The sequence below is a fragment of the Bacillus sp. FJAT-44742 genome (assembly GCF_002797315.1).
Classification (GTDB): domain Bacteria; phylum Bacillota; class Bacilli; order Bacillales; family Marinococcaceae; genus Thalassorhabdus; species Thalassorhabdus alkalitolerans.
Window position 1 is genome coordinate 103,074 of the sequence record NZ_KZ454936.1, and the last position, 14,244, is coordinate 117,317.

The window sequence follows — 14,244 nt, forward strand, 5'->3', positions numbered from 1 at the left end:
CTTCTCTTTTATTGGAGGTATTTTGTTGGAGCTTCCTCCTACAAGGTAAGGGAGGGAAGAATGACTGGGTGACCACACGGAAATCTGTTTTTATAAATTCAACCAAGTTTCTTACACACTTAAATATCTGCTTACTTCTGTTTCTATGAGTGACTCTCCTTCATACACGATGGTACCTTTGTTTACGACATAAAAATAATCACCTACAGTCTGGGCGAAGTCGAAATTTTGTTCAACGAGGAGCATAGAGGTGCTGCCTTCTTTTTTAAGGTCAATAATGACTTTTTGAATGGCCTGAACAATGTTGGGTTGAATTCCTTCAGCAGGCTCATCAAGCAAGAGAAAGTCTGGTTCGGCAACCAAAGCACGGGCAATAGCGAGCTGTTGCTGCTGGCCTCCGCTGAGATCCCCGCCTTTCCTGTTCTTCATTTCAAGTAAGACAGGGAAGTATTCATAAATAATACTATCGATTTTCTTGTTTGCATTCTTACGTCCTTCAAGGCCCATTAATAGGTTTTCATAGACCGTAAGATATGGGAAAATATCTCTCCCCTGGGGTACGTACCCCATGCCGCTCTTCGCTCTTTTGTCTGGTGAGGTCTTAGTAACGTTTTTATCTTGAAAATGAATGGAGCCTTTTTTAGCCTTTAACAGGCCGATTACCGTTTTGATAAGGGTAGACTTTCCTACACCGTTTCTTCCCATAATACATACAATCTGCCCCTTTTTTACCTTTAGAGAAATATCTCTTATGACGGTGCTTTCCTCGTAAGCGACCTCAAGTTCCCGAAGGTGCAGCATAAGATGGTACCTCCTTGCGCCCTAAGTATACTTCCATTACCTGTTCATTCTGCTGAACTTCCCTCATGCTTCCTTCACAAAGGAGTGAGCCTTCGTGCATAACAGTTACTCTTTCTGAATATTTTTCTACAAATTCCATGTCGTGTTCAACCACAATGATAGAGCATTCCTTCTTTAGTTCACGTAGAAGGTGGCCGGTGGTTTCTTCTTCCTCTTCAGTCATGCCGGCAATTGGCTCATCAAGCAGAAGAAGGTCAGGTTCCTGCATCATTACCATCCCTATTTCTAACCATTGCTTCTGTCCGTGTGACAAATTTATTGCTTTTTTATCTTTTTCATTTGTTAACCCTATCGTACGTAATTGATGTGTAATACGTTCGTTTTCATTGTCGGACAGAGAAGCAGTTAGAATAGAGAATAAACCTTTCTTTTGTTTCATTGAGACTTCTAAATTTTCAAAGACAGTAAGATGGGGGAAGATGGACGGCGCTTGAAACTTTCTGCCAATCCCGTGACGGGCAATCTGATAATCTTTCATTTTCGTTAAGTCGTACTCCTTCTTGAATAACAGCTTTCCGGCACTGCTTTTGGTCTTGCCGCAAAGAACATCCAGGAAAGTTGTTTTTCCAGCGCCATTTGGGCCGATTAGAAAGTGAAGCTCATGTTCTTTTAACTGGAAAGAAAAAGAATTAAGAGCTAAGAAGTCATCAAATTTTACAGAAACGTTCTCACACTGCAGTATTTTTTTGCTCTGTTGTCGGCTCAGTTCTTTCTTTTTCATACTGATCTCCTCTTCCTTTTTTGAATTTAGCACCTAATGACATTAATCCTCCTGGCAAAAATACAACAATTAAGACAAAAACAGCGCCGATAAAGAACAGCCAGAAATCAGGATAGGATTCACTGAAAAAAGTACTTGCAGAGTTAGTAATGATAGCACCTATCACAGGACCGATAAGCGTTCCTCTGCCCCCAAGAGCGACCCAAAGAATCATTTCAATAGATGGTACAATTCCGATCATGGTTGGTGAAATAATACCAACTTGAAGAACAAATAACATTCCTGCCAGGCCGGCAATCCCGGCAGAGAGAGAGAAGACAAAAATCTTAAACACAGAGGCGTCGTAGCCTGAGTAGCGAAGGCGATTTTCGCCATCACGGATAGCTATTAAAACTTTTCCACTACGACTGTTTACCAGTTTGGAACAAAGGAAAAAGACAACGACCAGACAGGCGATTGTAATGAAGTAAATGGCTTGCTGAGTGGATGCCTGGTTTAAGGAAAATCCAAATACGGTTTGAAAGCCTGTAAGCCCGTTAGTGCCTCCTGTATAGTTTTGCTGACTGACAATTAACGTAGTTGTCACCAGCACAAGAGCTTGAGTAAGAATTGTGAAATAAACTCCTCTAATTCTATTACGAAAGGTAAATAGACCCAGGGCTCCAGCTAAGAGCATAGGCGCTATTATGGCCAGCGGGACAGCAATAAAAGGGTTTTCCATAATCGACCAGAACCAGGGGAGCTCCTGAATACCGCTCCACATCATGAAATCAGGGACGCTCGAAGAAGCTGATTCCAGCAAGAGATACATCGCCATAATATAGGCTCCGAGCCCAAAGAAGATACCATGACCTAAGCTTAAGATACCGGTGTAGCCCCAGAGAAGATCCAGGCCAATTACCAATATAGCTAATGCTAAAAAGCGGCCAAGGAGATTCAGGCGGAAGTCGGATAAGAAAAGGGGCGCAAGCAGCAGGGCAAGAACGAGGAGTATGAATATGCCTTGTTTGCTGACGAGCAACTTCACAAGTGATTGTTGCATAGGAAACTTCTCCTTTTTTGGTATTAGTCGACGGATCTCGTACGAAGTGAAAAAATTCCGGCCGGTTTCCATTGAAGAAAGGCAATGATAAGAGCAAAAATTAGTACTTTTCCTAGTGAAGCATTTGTCCAGTATTCAAATAGTGTGTTGAAAATCCCGATCCCGAAAGCTCCTGCGATGGTTCCGGCAAGCATACCGACACCGCCTACAACTACCACCATAAAAGCATCAATAATATAATAGGTACCTATTGTGGGACCAACAGGCCCAATTAATGAAAGAGCCGTACCTGCCACACCGGCAAACCCTGCTCCTAAGGCAAAGGTCGTGGCGTCAATTCTGCGAGAGGAGACTCCTACGCATTTAGCCATGTCTCTATTTTGCATCACTGCCCGAATGCGGCGGCCATTTGAAGTCTTGTAAAAATAGAGGTAAAGAAGAACAGTGCAGGAAGCCACCAATAAAATAATAAATAACCGCGTATAGGGTAAGGTGACAGACAGTATTTGGAAACCGCCAGTGAGGAAGCTTGGATTTTCCACCCCTACGTTGGGAGCTCCAAATATCGTTCTGGCTGCCTGCTGCAAAATAAGGCCGGCACCAAACGTGGCGAGGAGACTGTCTAAAGGCCTTCCGTACAAGTGCCTTATAACAGTGAGTTCCAGAAGCAAGCCTATTCCTGCAGCAAGAAGAAATGCAAAAGGAATGGCCAGGATGAAATACCAGTCAAAGAGATGAGCAGGGACGTATGTGATAAAAAACATTTGAACCATATAGGCTGAATAGGCTCCTACCATAATTAACTCTCCATGTGCCATGTTAATAACGTTCATCAAACCAAACGTAATTGCCAGGCCAAGGGCGATAAGAAGAAGGATAGAACCGAGACTCAGGCCGTTAAATATTTGTATTAAGTAGCTTTCCAATAGTAAAACCTCCTTCTTAGGGTAAATAGAAGGTAAGTAGCCCTGGCTTTCACCAAGGCTATCTTTTTTCGTCTGCTTATTCTTCTTCCGGCACGAAATCACTTAATCCCTCTGCCCAATCATAACTTTCCAAGAATGGGTCAGGCTTTACAGGCTCTCCTGAATTCCAGATTTCCTCAAATTGACCGTCCGCTTGAATTTCGCCGATTCGAACAGTTTTATAAACGTGCTGATTATCTCCATCAAACTGTATCGGACCTCCCGGAGCATTGATTTCAATTCCGGCAGCGGCTTCACGGACAGCGTCCACGTCTGTCGTGCCAGCTTCTTCTACTGCTGCGGCCCATAAATGAACCATGAAGTAAGCAGCCTCAATAGGATCTCCAGTTACTCTGTCCTCTCCGTAAGCTTCTTTGAACTTCTCGACGAATGCTTCATTTTCCGGGGTATCCGTCGTTTGGTAATAGTTCCAGCTTGCATAGTGACCTTCAAGGACATCTGCCCCAATTCCACGGATTTCTTCTTCCGCAACACTTACAGACATGATAGTTACATCATCTGGGGTAATGCCTGCATCGGCAAGCTGGTTAAAGAAGGCTACATTGCTGTCACCGTTCAGTGTGTTAAAGATGACTTCCGGCTGTTCGTCGCGGATTCTGGAGATGATCGTGTTGTAATCGGTGTGACCGAGCGGGGTGTACTGTTCATCAAGAACAGTTCCTCCCTGTGCTTCTAATTGAAGCGTAATAATTTGGTTTGCCAAGCGAGGAAAGACATAATCAGAACCTAAAAGAAAGAATTCTGTCCCTTCGTTTTCAAGGAGCCATTCTACTGCAGGAACGATCTGCTGGTTAGGGGCTGCACCGGAGTAGAAAATGTTAGGTGAAGCTTCCATGCCCTCATATTGCACAGGGTAAAACAATAACCCGTCATTTTCTTCAACTACAGGAAGCATTGCCTTGCGGCTGGCGGAAGTCCAGCCTCCAAAGATAATAGGAACCTCATCTTGCTGTAAGAGTTTAGCTGTCCGTTCCGAGAAGGTTGGCCAGTCTGAGGCTCCATCTTCAATAATAGGAACAAGCTCTTTACCCAGGACGCCGCCTGCTTCATTTATTTCTTCAATAGCAAGGAGTTCTGCATCCCTTAATGATGTTTCGCTCATAGCCATTGTCCCGCTGAGGGAATGCAGGATGCCGACGGGAATTTGATCGTCCTCAACGACTACTTCTTCTCCGGCTTCAGGAATGTCCTCTGTACCTGAATCTTCAACATCACCTGCTTCTGGTACCGGATCTGCACCTTCCGCTTCGTCAGCAGAAGAATCGGTATTCTCTGCACACGCTGTTAAGAAAACAGCAAGGAGTAATGCAAGGCAAAGCATGACTAAAGGTTTGATTGCTTTCTTCAACTAACACGCCTCCATCCATATGTAAAATAGTTTGAAAATTAACACATTTTTAAATTACCATGGGTTATTGAAGAAAAGTGTATGTAGGTTAGATTATTTATCAAAATATTTAATATATAGGTTTACTTGTTATTTCAAAATACAGTAAACTTTATAGTAGGGAAGTGAATATACTTAACACAATTAAGATAAGTTTCCTTACATAAAGGTTCGAAACTATAAATTCATGAAAAGAGAGGGTGAAGGAAATGAAGTTGTCACCAATAGAACAAGAGAAGCTGATGATTTTCATGGCTGGAGAGCTGGCTCAAAAAAGAAAGGATAGAGGGGTAAAGCTAAATTATCCTGAGGCTGTAGCCATGATTAGTTCTTTCATCTTAGAAGGGGCCAGGGATGGGAGAACAGTCGCAGAGCTAATGAGTACCGGAAAAGAGGTTCTTACAAGCGAAGATGTTATGGAAGGCGTGCCAGAAATGATAGATAATGTTCAAGTTGAAGCGACCTTCCCTGACGGCGTGAAATTAGTAACCGTTCATAATCCAATCATATAAAAAAGGAGAATGGTGGTATGAAACCTGGTGAAATTCGTACAGAGGAAGGTTTTATTGAAATTAACCAAGGCAGGAAGGTAAAAACCATAAGGGTTAGCAATACGGGAGACCGCCCGATTCAAGTGGGCTCTCATTATCATTTTTTCGAAGCGAATAGATTTTTATCTTTTCCAAGAGATGAAGCGTTTGGGATGCGTTTAAATGTAGCATCAGGGACAGCCGTCAGGTTTGAGCCTGGGGAAGAAAAAGAAGTTGAATTAGTGGAATGCGGAGGTAATAAGAGGTTTTTCGGGTTAAATGCCTTAACAGAGGGAGACCTGGATAAGTCTAAAGAGGCGGTGCAGAAAGCGAAAGAAAAAGGGTTCAAAGGAGTGTAATAATGAAAATATCCAGAAAACAATATGCCGGGACCTATGGGCCGACGACAGGTGACCAGGTCCGCCTGGCTGATACAAATTTATGGATTGAAGTTGAAAAGGACTACACTACCTACGGAGACGAAGCTAAATTCGGCGGCGGGAAAGTTCTCCGTGACGGCATGGGTCAAAATGGTGTGAGAACAAGAGAAGAAGGGGTCCTTGACCTCATTATTACAAATGCTTTAATTCTTGATTACACAGGGGTTTACAAAGCTGATGTCGGCATAAAGAATGGGCGAATTGAAGGAATCGGCAAAGGTGGAAATCCGGACATTATGGATGGAGTGGACGTTAATATGATTGTTGGTCCCTCTACCGAAGTCATTGCCGGCGAAGGCCAGATTTTAACAGCAGGAGGTATTGACGCCCACATTCATTTCATCAGCCCTCAGCAAATTGAGGTAGCGATTTCTTCTGGAGTGACCACAATGATAGGCGGGGGAACCGGTCCGGCAACTGGAACGAATGCTACAACATGCACACCGGGTGAGTGGAACATCCACAGAATGCTTGAAGCAGCTGAGACCTTTCCAGTTAACTTAGGGTTCTTAGGGAAAGGGAATGGTTCTGGCAAGGATTCGCTTCGAGAGCAAGTGGAGGCAGGGGCCATAGGCTTGAAGCTTCATGAAGATTGGGGAACTACGCCCGCCGCCATTGATACCTGCTTGTCAGTGGCTGATGAACTTGATGTCCAAGTGGCGATTCACACGGATACTCTTAACGAGGCAGGATTTGTAGAAGATACGATTAATGCTATTGGGGACAGAGTGATCCATACATATCACACGGAAGGAGCAGGAGGGGGACATGCCCCTGATATCATGAAAATCGCAGCCTATCCGAATGTTCTGCCTTCTTCCACTAACCCGACTCGTCCCTTTACTCATAACACGATCGATGAACATCTGGATATGTTAATGGTTTGCCACCATCTTGATCATAATGTTCCGGAGGATGTAGCTTTTGCAGACTCAAGAATTCGTCCCGAAACCATTGCAGCAGAAGACATCCTTCACGACCTTGGTGTTCTTAGTATGATTTCTTCCGATTCTCAAGCAATGGGCAGAGTTGGTGAAGTAATCATACGTACATGGCAGACAGCCGATAAAATGAAGAAGCAAAGGGGTTTGCTTACAGAGGGACAAACTAATGACAACGAACGTGCAAAAAGATACATTGCCAAATACACAATTAATCCTGCGATTACCCATGGAATCAGCCACGAAGTGGGGTCAATAGAGAATGGAAAGTGGGCTGACCTTGTGTTGTGGAACCCTGCCTTTTTTGGGGTGAAACCCGAAATTATCATAAAAGGCGGTCATATTGCTCATGCGCAAATGGGAGATCCGAATGCCTCTATCCCAACTCCTCAGCCTGTTTTTCAGCGCCCGATGTTCGCAAGCTATGGAAAAGCGTTAAGCAGCTCCACATTTACGTTTCTCTCCCAAAGTGCTTATGACAAGGGTGTTCATGAAAAGCTGGGACTTAGTAAGAAAATCGGGGTAGTAAAAGGATGCAGGGATATCGGTAAGAAAGACATGAAAAACAACACAGAGACCCCGGAACTTTCTATTAATCCAGAAACCTATGAAGTTCTTGTCAACAACGAAAAAATAGAATGTGAGCCGTTAAAAGAAGTTTCAATGGCACAGCGTTATTTCTTATTTTAAAAGGTGAAGGGTGACAGCTATGTATGTACAAAAAACACTGGGAAATATTTCTGAAAAGGATAGCGGCGGAAAAAGCCAGGAGTGGCTGGAGCTGGACTGGGAAGAGCTTAGCAAACGAATTATAAGAAAAAAGACCTCCGAAGGAAGAGATATAGCCATTGCCTTAGAAGAAGGGGAAAACCTGCAGGTTGGTGACATTTTGTATGAAGACGAACAGGTGCAGGTTGTTGTCCGTACCTCTCTTGAAAAGGTGTATGTAGTTACTCCTCAAACCATGATTGAAATGGGGAAGGCTGCTTTTGAATTAGGGAACAGACATACACCGTGCATCATAGAGGATAATGAAATTGTTGTCCGCTATGATTCCACTCTGCCTGTCCTATTTGAAGATGCCGGTGTAAATTACCGGGAAGAAGAAAGAAGATTTCAAAAGCCATTTAAATACAAAGGGCACTCTCATTAAGATGACTTATCAATTTCTTCATTTAATGCAAATACATGATTCAGCTTTTCCTATTGGCTCGTACACTCAGTCTTTCGGAATGGAAACCTATATTCAAAGAGACCTGGTCAAAGATAAAAAGACGTTAAAGGAATTTTGCCTTTCTTACCTTCACGGTAACCTTCTGACTGGGGATGGATTGTTAGTAAAGGAAGCATACGAAAAGACTCTTCATAAGGAGTGGGAGCAGGTTGAGGTGCTGGAAAAGCTTTGTCATGGCATGAAGCTGGCAAAGGAAGCCAGAGATGGCAGCCTGATGATGGGAAAGCAATTCTTTAAAGCTGTCAGCCTGTTACACCCAAACGGAGAATTAGCTCAGTTAGAAACCTTGTGGAAAGATAAGGAAGGAAAAGGGCATTACCCCATCGTGTACGGGGCGTACGCAGCCACTATGGGATTTAGTAAGGAGGAAGCACTTGGGGCATTCCTTTACTCCTCAGTCAGCGGCCTCATTCATAATGCGGTCAGGTCAGTACCCTTAGGGCAAAGTACAGGAGTTGAACTCATTCATGAATTGCTCCCTATCTTCACGGAAGCAGCCAGAGAAATTCAATCTTTTACATTAGAGAAACTAGGAAACCAAGCCATTGGATTGGAGCTGGCTTCAATGGAACATGAAACATTACGAACAAGATTATTCATTTCATAATATGGAGGTAGAAATATGAAACCAGTTAGAATTGGTATTGGAGGGCCGGTAGGTTCCGGGAAAACGGCTTTAGTTCAGACACTGACAAGAGCTCTTCATGAGGACTATGAACTTGCGGTTATTACAAACGATATATATACAAAAGAGGATGCTCAGTACTTAGCCAAGCATGGGGTGTTGTCAGAAGATCGAATCCTCGGTGTTGAAACAGGGGGCTGCCCGCACACTGCCATTAGAGAAGATGCTTCTATGAACTTTGAAGCCATTGATTCTTTAAAGAGCAGATTCAACAATTTAGATATGATCTTTGTGGAAAGCGGCGGAGATAATTTGTCTGCTACGTTCAGCCCTGAGCTTGTAGACGGCTTTATTTATGTAATCGATACAGCCGAAGGTCAGGACATTCCTAGAAAAGGCGGTCCGGGTGTTACTCGTTCTGATTTTCTAGTCATTAATAAAATTGATCTTGCTCCTTATGTTGGAGTTGACCTGGAGCAGATGGAAAAGGATGCAAAAGAAGCGAGAGGGGAGCGTCCATTTACTTTCACGAACCAAAAGACCTCCGAGGGAATTGAGGAAGTAATTTCTTGGATTAAGCATTCCCTGCTCTTTGAAGATGTTGAAAAGAGTGGAGAAATAAAGAGTGGCTCTTAAAGAGAGGTTAAATCTAAAAGGACAGCTCACCTTGTCCTTCATTCAAAAGAATAACAAAACTGTCCTTAACAAAGTGTACCAGCATCCCCCCCTAAGAGTCAGCAGAGTTCTTTATCCAGAGAGCGAGGAAGAAGCTGTGGTTTATTTAGTAGAAACCTCTGGGGGAATGGTAGCAGGAGATGAAAACGACTTTGGTTTTCGTTTAGGGGAGAATGCTCATGTCCGCATGATCCCTCAGTCAGCCACAAAGGTCTATCCTGAAAAAGAGGGCTTGTGGAGTACTCAGAGGTTTCATGTAGAGGTAGGGGAGAATGCATTTTTAGAATACGCTCCAGAGTCTGTTATTCCATTTCAGGATGCAAGATTTCTGAGTGAGACCAGAGTACATATGAACAACAGTGCTCACCTGGTTTGGGGAGATATCCTTGCACCAGGGCGAAAGGATAAAGATGAGTCCTTCCAATACAAAGCAGTAGATACCCTTTTTGAAATTACAAAAGATGAGGAGCTCCTTTGTTTTGACCGTTTTGCTTATTCGCCCTCTGAGAATGAGAGGCAGCTGGGCTTAGGTGGTTTTGATACATTTGTTTATTATGCAACGATTTGGGCGGTTTCTCCTTCACTACATAGAAACTCACTGGCTGAATTTCAAAGTTTTTTAGGAACTGCTGCAAAAACCAGGGGAGCAGTGACAGAAGTGGAAGAGGGAGCATGGCACTTTCGGTGGTTAAGTAATGATCTGATTGAGCTGAAAAAAGAAATGAATCACGTGCAGGGGAAGGTCAAAGAAATTATTAATGAGTATCAAAGATAACAAAACGAGCTCAGAGCAGCCATTGCTCTGAGCTCGTTTTATGAAATGTACCTCGGTAACCGATAAAAGGGTCAGTTTCAAAAGCTTTCCTGCTTGAGACTGGCCCTTTTATTTCATTTTATTAAGAGGCTTTTTTGTTTTCCTTGAAGTACTCTACCCATGGCCGGATGGCTATATAAAGACCTGCGATCACCAGCCAGCCAAATGCAAGGTATGTCCACCATTTGAAAAATTGCAGGCTGTAATTATATCCTGTAATAAACATGATTCCTGGGAAAAGAATGATCAACACAAATGTCAGTCCGAATACCCATCTTGTACACATTTTAGCATCTCTTATTAACTGCTTATCTTCTTCCATTCTTAGACTACTTCCTTCCTTGCACCGGATTCAAGTGCACCTTTTTCTTCTACTTCATCATCAAAGCTTTTAAACTGATCTTTTAACGCTTCAAAGTCGAATTCTTCTTTAGAGAGCAAGGCATGTCCTATAGAAATGGCTCCGCTTACGGCAAATACAGTAACATTACCGGCCAGCATAGAATTAAGTTCTCCCAAGGATGCAACACTGACTTGTCCATAAGAAACATAAGCAGTCGTCACCCACACGGTTACACCAGAAATCATCCCTAACAATGCTCCGTAAAAACATCCTGTGTTGGTTGCGCGTTTCCAAAGCAGTCCTAACGTTAATGGAATAACGGCACCACTTACAAAGATACCCATAGCCATGTAAACAAAGCCTAAACCTATTCCTATGTTGAAAAGTAAGATAGACAGGAATCCCATAGAGAGTCCGAAGCTAAGAGTAACGATACGTGATACTTTTAATGTTTGTTTACTGCTTGCCGTTGGGTTAATGGATTTACGATAAATATCAGTTACGACAATATTTGTAATGGCTGTAAGTTCGGCTGCACCAGTAGACATCACAGCCATAAACAACATTACTAAGAATAAAATTGACCCGACAGAACCTAATAAATGAGCTGCCATGAGGGGAGCGGAGGCATCTGGATCAGTTATGCTTAACCCCAGACCTGCTGCACTTACCCCTAAGAAGGTAGCAATCGCAAATGGGATGGAAAACCATGCAATCCCGCCATAAATATAAGCTCTGGAAGCAGCGCTGTCTTTACTTGCTATAGCACGCTGCCAGTAAGACTGGTCAACAAATACCGCACCAAAGTTTCCGATAATATTGATCATCCCGAAAAACAATCCAGGGATAGATGCCATCGTAAGCATCTGCTGTGACTCAGGAAGTGAGCTGAGTCCTTCGTATACAGTAGATACGCCAAAATTCAGATAAACAACAGTTGCAAAAATCGTTAAGATAACAAATATCATTACAGTATTTAAGTAGTCTGCTATAAAAGAAGCTTTTAAACCGCCGATCATTGTATAAATTGTGAAAGTCAGCGGAATCAAGAAAGCAGCAGCATAAATATTCATCCCGGTTAGTGAATTTAAAGCAATCGCTCCGCCAAGTATAACCATGGCAGTTACGATAATATTTGTCATGAGGGCAAACACCATCATGAGTTTATGATTTTTCCTATCAAATCGTTTTCCGATAAATTCCAAGAACGTGTGAGCTTTTGGTGCCTTTCGTTTCAAGTGAAGAGCTACCACAGCAAATAATAGGACCTGGATACAAGCGCCGGCAGCGTACCAGTATGGGCCGCTGATTCCGTATTGAAAGCCGGTAGATGACGACATCATCAGTGTAGCTGCCCATGTCCACGCCGCAATGATCGAAGCACTTGCCAGGCCGACACCTACACTTCTGCCGGCAGTACTAAATTGTTCTGCGGTCATTTCCTTTCCTCTGCGTTTATGCATGATGAGGGTTAGAGTTGTGAAAAACAATCCGAATATTAGCAAAATTAAGTATCCTGTACTTGGTGTTAACATAATCTTCCTCCATTTGTTGAATATAAATTAATTTTTTTAATAATTAGCTTCATGGTGTTTTGTTGATTTTGATTTCAGGTCCGTCTGGATGTTGGTTAGCCCGTTTTCCACAACAGAGGTGGTAAGTTTTTGAGCTTATGTAGTCTCATTGCTTTACTGCCTCCTTTGATTTCTATGTACTTACACTAACACGGGAAAGAAGCAGATGGTTCATACATGTGAGGTTATCTAACATAAAAACTTCACAAAGGAAGTTAATATACATTCCATGCGATGTAAATGTTTTGAAAAAGTGGAGAAATATGAAAGGAGGAAAAAGACAGTGAAGAGAGGTTACATCTCTATCACTGCCTGGGGGAGAGCTATTCAATAGCTTCAATATTTAGAAAGTCAAACTGTTTTACATCAAACAACCCTTTATCTGTTACTTTCAACTCTGGAATAACTGGAAGTGCTAAAAACGAAAGAGTCAGCAGAGGGTCAAAATGACCGGTAAATCCAATTTGCCTTAATGCATCGTTAACTTCTTCAATTTGTCTCATTACCACATGAGAAGGCTGGTCAGAAATCAGGCCTGATATAGAAAGAGGAATAGAAGCAATACTTACTTTGTCTTTTACTACTGCTATGCCGCCTTTTTGCTGCAGTACTTGTTCGATTGCTGCAAGCATATCCTCATCATTTGCTCCGCAAACCATAAGGTTGTGGGAATCATGAGCAACAGTGGATGCAATAGCTCCATCGGTAAAAGTCATTCCCTTTACAATGCTTTTGCCTATGTTTCCAGTTGCATTGTGTCTTTCGATGACAGCAAGCTTTAAATACGTGTGATCTGAGACGAAAGCTCCATTGTTTACTGGCACTTTTTCTACTACATGTCTTGTATGAATAGCATTGGGTCTCACTTCAATAACATGAGCCTTTGCTTCCTTTTCTTTAAACCTGATTGTTAAATCTTCCACTGTGATAGGCTTAAGAGAAACACTTTCAGTAAGATTTTTTGGAACTGGATGCGGTACTGAATCGGGTCCACAGTACTCACCTTCTTTTGCTACCAGTTTTCCTGAGCTGTACACCTCATGGATGTCGAGCTTGTAAGGATCATTTAGCAAAACAAGGTCTGCGTCAAATCCAGGTGCTACAGCACCTTTTTCCTTTAAGCCGAAACATTGAGCAGTATGAAAACTCCCCATGGAAATAGCAGTTACAGGGTCAATGCCCTCCTTTATTGCAAGCCGGACGTTGTAATTTATGCTACCGGTTTTTTTCAGGTCGTCTAAGTGCTTATCATCTGTTACAAATAAACACCTGCTTGCATTTTTTTCTGTCACAACCCCTATCAGTGAGGTGAGGTCTTTAGCCGCTGAACCTTCTCTAATCATAAGCCACATGCCTCGTTCAAGCCTGGCCTTTGCTTCTTCCTCTGTAACTGCTTCGTGATCGGTGGAAATGCCTGCCGTGCGATACGTGTTTATATCTTCCGGCTGCAGCCCTGCTGCATGACCGTCGATAGGCTTATTTCCTTTACTGGCATCAAGAAGCTTTTCGATCATATCAGGCCTTCCCTTCCTGACAGCGGGGAAATCCATAACTTCAGCCAAGCCCAGCACTCTTTTATGATTGTAAAAAGGAGAGAGGTCTTCAGCCTTTAGAACAGCTCCGGAATTTTCAAATTCAGTGGAAGGAACGCAGGAAGGAAGCATAAAAAAGACATGCAGAGGCAGGGATGCCGTGGCGTCGAGCATGTACTGTATTCCTTCTGTCCCCGAAACATTGGCAATTTCATGGGGGTCTGTCACAATAGAGGTAACACCATGACTGAGTAGAACTTTACTCAGCTCTGCTGGAGCAACCATAGAAGATTCCATATGAACATGGCCGTCAATAAATCCCGGACTTAAGTACCTTCCTTTACCATCTATCACGGTTTCACCTTCATACGTACCCAGCCCGACAATTTTGCCTTTTTCCACCGCTACATCTGTTTCTTTCCATTCTTTGTTAAATACATCAGCCACTTTTACATTTTTAAAAACAATTTCTGCTTTTTTACGTCCAGTGGCTGCATTTAAATGTTCTTGTAATATATGTTCCTCCACCATGCACTCAC

Annotated in this window: 15 protein-coding genes; 7 read left to right on the forward strand and 8 right to left on the reverse strand. The window is 42.9% G+C overall.

What is annotated here, in order from left to right; all coding sequences use genetic code 11:
- Positions 1 to 111: 111 nt before the first annotated feature.
- The 5 genes from urtE to urtA form a co-directional block, all read right to left on the reverse strand.
- A complete protein-coding gene (gene urtE / locus CEF17_RS00490) occupies positions 112 to 801 on the reverse strand; it encodes an urea ABC transporter ATP-binding subunit UrtE (protein WP_100397831.1) in 690 nt (229 codons plus the stop codon).
- Positions 779 to 1,582 carry an urea ABC transporter ATP-binding protein UrtD gene (urtD, locus tag CEF17_RS00495; protein ID WP_100397832.1) on the reverse strand — a complete coding sequence of 268 codons (804 nt, stop codon included), beginning with the start codon at positions 1,580 to 1,582 and terminating at the stop codon, positions 779 to 781. The genes urtE and urtD overlap by 23 nt, the downstream gene beginning before the upstream one ends.
- Positions 1,530 to 2,624 (reverse strand): urea ABC transporter permease subunit UrtC, encoded by a 1,095-nt coding sequence (urtC, locus tag CEF17_RS00500; protein WP_100397833.1) that lies wholly within the window; start codon positions 2,622 to 2,624, stop codon positions 1,530 to 1,532. The genes urtD and urtC overlap by 53 nt, the downstream gene beginning before the upstream one ends.
- Positions 2,625 to 2,647: 23 nt before the next feature.
- Positions 2,648 to 3,550: an urea ABC transporter permease subunit UrtB gene (urtB, locus tag CEF17_RS00505; RefSeq protein ID WP_100397834.1), complete on the reverse strand. Its 903-nt coding sequence runs from the start codon at positions 3,548 to 3,550 to the stop codon at positions 2,648 to 2,650.
- A gap of 76 nt (positions 3,551 to 3,626) precedes the next feature.
- A complete protein-coding gene (gene urtA / locus CEF17_RS00510) occupies positions 3,627 to 4,931 on the reverse strand; it encodes an urea ABC transporter substrate-binding protein (RefSeq protein WP_198509006.1) in 1,305 nt (434 codons plus the stop codon).
- A gap of 275 nt (positions 4,932 to 5,206) precedes the next feature.
- Here urtA and ureA point away from each other — a divergent pair, with 275 nt between their 5' ends.
- The 7 genes from ureA to CEF17_RS00545 are packed head-to-tail and all read left to right on the forward strand — an operon-like array spanning position 5,207 to position 10,217.
- Positions 5,207 to 5,509: an urease subunit gamma gene (ureA, locus tag CEF17_RS00515; RefSeq protein ID WP_054635962.1), complete on the forward strand. Its 303-nt coding sequence runs from the start codon at positions 5,207 to 5,209 to the stop codon at positions 5,507 to 5,509.
- Positions 5,510 to 5,526: 17 nt separating this feature from the next.
- Positions 5,527 to 5,886 carry an urease subunit beta gene (gene ureB / locus CEF17_RS00520; RefSeq protein ID WP_100397835.1) on the forward strand — a complete coding sequence of 120 codons (360 nt, stop codon included), beginning with the start codon at positions 5,527 to 5,529 and terminating at the stop codon, positions 5,884 to 5,886.
- Positions 5,887 to 5,888: 2 nt separating this feature from the next.
- Entirely contained in the window at positions 5,889 to 7,598 is a 1,710-nt protein-coding gene (gene ureC, locus CEF17_RS00525) for an urease subunit alpha (RefSeq protein ID WP_100397836.1), read from the forward strand.
- Between the two features lie 19 nt (positions 7,599 to 7,617).
- Complete coding sequence (locus tag CEF17_RS00530) at positions 7,618 to 8,061, forward strand: urease accessory protein UreE (RefSeq protein ID WP_100397837.1); 444 nt, start codon at positions 7,618 to 7,620, stop codon at positions 8,059 to 8,061.
- 1 nt (position 8,062) lies between these two features.
- Positions 8,063 to 8,749: an urease accessory protein UreF gene (locus CEF17_RS00535; RefSeq protein ID WP_100397838.1), complete on the forward strand. Its 687-nt coding sequence runs from the start codon at positions 8,063 to 8,065 to the stop codon at positions 8,747 to 8,749.
- Positions 8,750 to 8,764: 15 nt separating this feature from the next.
- On the forward strand, positions 8,765 to 9,403 hold the full coding sequence (ureG, locus tag CEF17_RS00540; protein ID WP_100397839.1) for an urease accessory protein UreG: 639 nt from the start codon (positions 8,765 to 8,767) through the stop codon (positions 9,401 to 9,403).
- Positions 9,393 to 10,217 carry an urease accessory protein UreD gene (locus tag CEF17_RS00545; RefSeq protein ID WP_100397840.1) on the forward strand — a complete coding sequence of 275 codons (825 nt, stop codon included), beginning with the start codon at positions 9,393 to 9,395 and terminating at the stop codon, positions 10,215 to 10,217. The genes ureG and CEF17_RS00545 overlap by 11 nt, the downstream gene beginning before the upstream one ends.
- Positions 10,218 to 10,338: 121 nt before the next feature.
- Here the strand turns inward: CEF17_RS00545 and CEF17_RS00550 are convergent, their stop codons facing one another.
- The 3 genes from CEF17_RS00550 to ade all read right to left on the reverse strand — a co-directional run bounded on the left by CEF17_RS00550 (position 10,339) and on the right by ade (position 14,236).
- Entirely contained in the window at positions 10,339 to 10,578 is a 240-nt protein-coding gene (locus CEF17_RS00550) for a hypothetical protein (RefSeq protein WP_100397841.1), read from the reverse strand.
- A gap of 2 nt (positions 10,579 to 10,580) precedes the next feature.
- Entirely contained in the window at positions 10,581 to 12,134 is a 1,554-nt protein-coding gene (locus CEF17_RS00555) for a sodium:solute symporter family protein (protein ID WP_100397842.1), read from the reverse strand.
- Positions 12,135 to 12,496: 362 nt separating this feature from the next.
- Positions 12,497 to 14,236, reverse strand: a complete 1,740-nt coding sequence (gene ade / locus CEF17_RS00560; protein WP_100397843.1) for an adenine deaminase — start codon at positions 14,234 to 14,236, stop codon at positions 12,497 to 12,499.
- Positions 14,237 to 14,244: the final 8 nt, after the last annotated feature.